This is a genomic window from Anaerobiospirillum sp. NML120448, from assembly GCF_023050945.1.
Lineage (GTDB): Bacteria > Pseudomonadota > Gammaproteobacteria > Enterobacterales > Succinivibrionaceae > Anaerobiospirillum.
Genome location: NZ_JALKIM010000134.1, coordinates 1 through 3,026, shown reverse-complemented (window position 1 = coordinate 3,026; position 3,026 = coordinate 1). Strand labels below are relative to the sequence as shown.

The following is a 3,026-nucleotide window of genomic DNA, read 5'->3' as shown; positions in this document are numbered from 1 at the left end:
CACAGATTGTCTGTACTTACTAATTTTTAAAGACCTTCAAAGCGCTTGGCTTTTGCAGCTTCACGCCTTAGTGCGTGACAGCGGAGACGTATTTTAATGATTTTTAAATCAACGTCAACACCTTTTTTAAAAAATTTTAGGTAAATTTTTAATTTTAACTTAACACATATCTAACAAAGCCCAATTACATGCGCTTTTGTGAGTTATATCACGCTATACAGATTTTTCAAAAATTCTTATCTAAAACCATAATAAAATGGTAAATTTGCCATAAAAAAAGCCCCTTGGATATCAAGAGGCTAAGTATTAAAGATAGCTTATGCTATGAAATGACTTTGCTATACTAAATTATTTAGATGAACTACTTCTTATCAATGTATGTAGCAATTGCTTTACGCAGAGCTACCATATTTTCTGATAGTAGCTTAGAGATCTGAGGCCAGTTATCTTGATTATTACTTTGCATATTACGGCTTAGACGTATATGAGCTCAACTAGTTTGCTTTTAGAGCGCCACAACTCCAATTACAACTTACAGTTGTAAAAGCAGGATTAATACGGATAAGCATAAAGGAAGGCTATGCACGGGGTTCTGGATTAGCGCCTAGCTCAGCTATGCTATGCTCAGCTAAGCAGCTAAGTAAGGTGGGCTTTGAGCTATTCATAGCTAATATGATGAACAGTACACTTCTTTTCTCTAAAGTGTACTAATGCCACTGCTAAAGCTAATTATCCCTTTAATGCAATTTCTACGGTTTGAGCAACGTACTTTGCAAGGTTTACTGGGACAGCATTACCTATCATTTGCTCTACATCAGTCTTATTGCCAACCCATTGGAAAGTTTTAGGGAAGGTTTGAATCAAACCTCGCTCCTCTATAGTCAAAACATGCATATCAGGAGTAATGGGAGCAGCATCATTGGGGTGGCCAGGGTAACCTTTAGGTACAGGGCGATTTACACCTCTCATGGTAGGGGCAGGTTCATCAATGGAAAATACAGCCCTGCGATTGTAATTTCTAGGGTGGCGATAATAGAATTCAAAGCCTAAGCTTTCACCAAAATAATCACGCAAGGTCATAGCCTTTTTAGCTTGCCTGCTTGTAAATGAATTAAGCGCAAAGCCATCCTCTTTGCCCAGCATACCAAAACAAAAAAATCTTTTGCGCTTTTGAGGTGTTCCACATAAGCTGGCATCAAGAACAATTTCAGTTAAACCATATCCTGCTTTTTTGAAGATTGCCCTAGCACTTGCATAAGCATTGCTCTTTTGTGCCCTAGCAACATTTTCCATTACAAAGCATATAGGTTTAATCATGCTTATGATTTCAGCATAGGAATCAGTTAATAATGCTCTCTTAGCTTCAACTCTTTTGCCTGCATGAGAAAAGTCTTGGCAAGGTGGCCCACCAATAATGATATCTGGACGATACTCTTTAATAAGCTGTACAGCAGCTTGGGTATCAGACAAATCAACCTGGAAGATAGGATGAGTAAAGTTAGCCTCATAGCACTTAATTGCTGCAACCCACAACTCAAAAGCAGCCACAACATTGAACCCTTGCTGCTCAAAGCCAAGAGACAAACCACCACAACCTGCAAATAGGTCAACAACTCTCATGCCTATCACTTCCTTTTAGGCTATATATGTGCTATAAGAAAAATTTAATATAAGCATACAAATGATTTTGTACTGTTGGTAGTGTATCAATAAATTATAGCGGCATCAAATATTTGATGTTGCCCATAGAGAGGAAGTAAAGTTATGCCATCTGGACTATTCGGTATAGATCACTCCAATAGAAGTGTAGACGACCATTGGGGAAAAAATTGCTTTAACTCTAGCTATCCTACTGCTACTGCTTGTTATATGCTGGAGCACAATATATCGGCTGTTTATATTAAACTTGACTATGTTGACGGCTGTTTATGTGTTGTTTCAGACCAAATACCAATAAATCAAGTTTTTAATAGTGCTAAGAAAAAAACAAGTGAGCTCTTTTTCAGCTTCGAGTCTGTATTTGAACCATATCAGAAATACTCTTTTGATAGGATTGATAGCATAGACCTTGTTGTTAAAGACCTCGAACATAATTTCCTATCACCTATTGAAGTTAAACTAACAGTATTACCTGATAATTCAACTTGCGAAAAAGACGAAGCTCAATGGGGGTCTGAAATAGTTATTCGCTCAGCGACTACTTCATATTGTGCATTAGGTATGTTTGATGCTGTAAGTACTCAATGTAGACACGTTAGAGAAATCTTTGAGGATGCCTGTTCCTCCATACAGATGTGGGATAACGACTTCGAACTCACACATAAAATTCCTACTCTATGTAATTGTATTGATGAATTTCAAAAAGAATACTATCAACATCAAAAACCATTACTTATGCAGACAATCTGGAAAACACAAGGCAAATCACCTTTGTTAGCAGATCAGGCATTTGATATTGTTGTATGGAGTGATTATGCATTTTCACGTTTGTTTATAGACGGTTGTAATACTGAAGCAAAAACTATGAGTAGACACATGAGAGCAACTGCTCGTCTAGCCAGATGTTTATGGGAGCTCAGCCGCTCGGGCATAATTCGTGTTAACGATATTTACAGACAAATGGCTTTTGGTAGTCAAACAGATAAAGAGTTTGCAATCAATGGATTGAAATGGAAACGCTATGTAAGTTCCGATAGAACTATTAGTCCTATTCTCCCAAGAACAGCAGTACATGAAATAGTTGAGGATGAATACATTCAGAGATTAAGTCCTGAACGACGCTTTGATCAAACTTTATACTTTACAATAAATAAATAATTGAAATGCTATAGCATTAAAATTGATAATGCACAAATGCAACAAGGCCCCTTGAGTTTTTCTCAAGGGGCCTTGTCTTAGAAAAATTAAGCCTGGCGATGACCTACTCTCGCACAATCGTACGTTGCACTACCATCGGCGTAACTACATTTCACTTCTGTGTTCGGAATGGGGACAGGTGGGTCTATAGCACTATGGTCGCCAAGCAA

At 37.7% G+C, this 3,026-nt stretch carries 2 protein-coding genes and 1 rRNA gene; 1 reads left to right on the top strand and 2 read right to left on the bottom strand.

From position 1 onward, the window contains the following. Window positions 1-729 precede the first annotated feature (729 nt). Complete coding sequence (locus MXE38_RS11995; RefSeq protein WP_246915391.1) at window positions 730-1,620, bottom strand: DNA cytosine methyltransferase; 891 nt, start codon at window positions 1,618-1,620, stop codon at window positions 730-732. A gap of 144 nt (window positions 1,621-1,764) precedes the next feature. On the opposite strand from MXE38_RS11995, the gene MXE38_RS11990 reads away from it, so the two are divergent. After that, complete coding sequence (locus MXE38_RS11990) at window positions 1,765-2,817, top strand: HindVP family restriction endonuclease (protein WP_246915389.1); 1,053 nt, start codon at window positions 1,765-1,767, stop codon at window positions 2,815-2,817. A 90-nt stretch (window positions 2,818-2,907) separates the two neighbouring features. On the opposite strand, the gene rrf is transcribed toward MXE38_RS11990, so the two are convergent. Beyond that, window positions 2,908-3,023: ribosomal RNA gene (gene rrf, locus MXE38_RS11985) — 5S ribosomal RNA — on the bottom strand. Window positions 3,024-3,026: the final 3 nt, after the last annotated feature.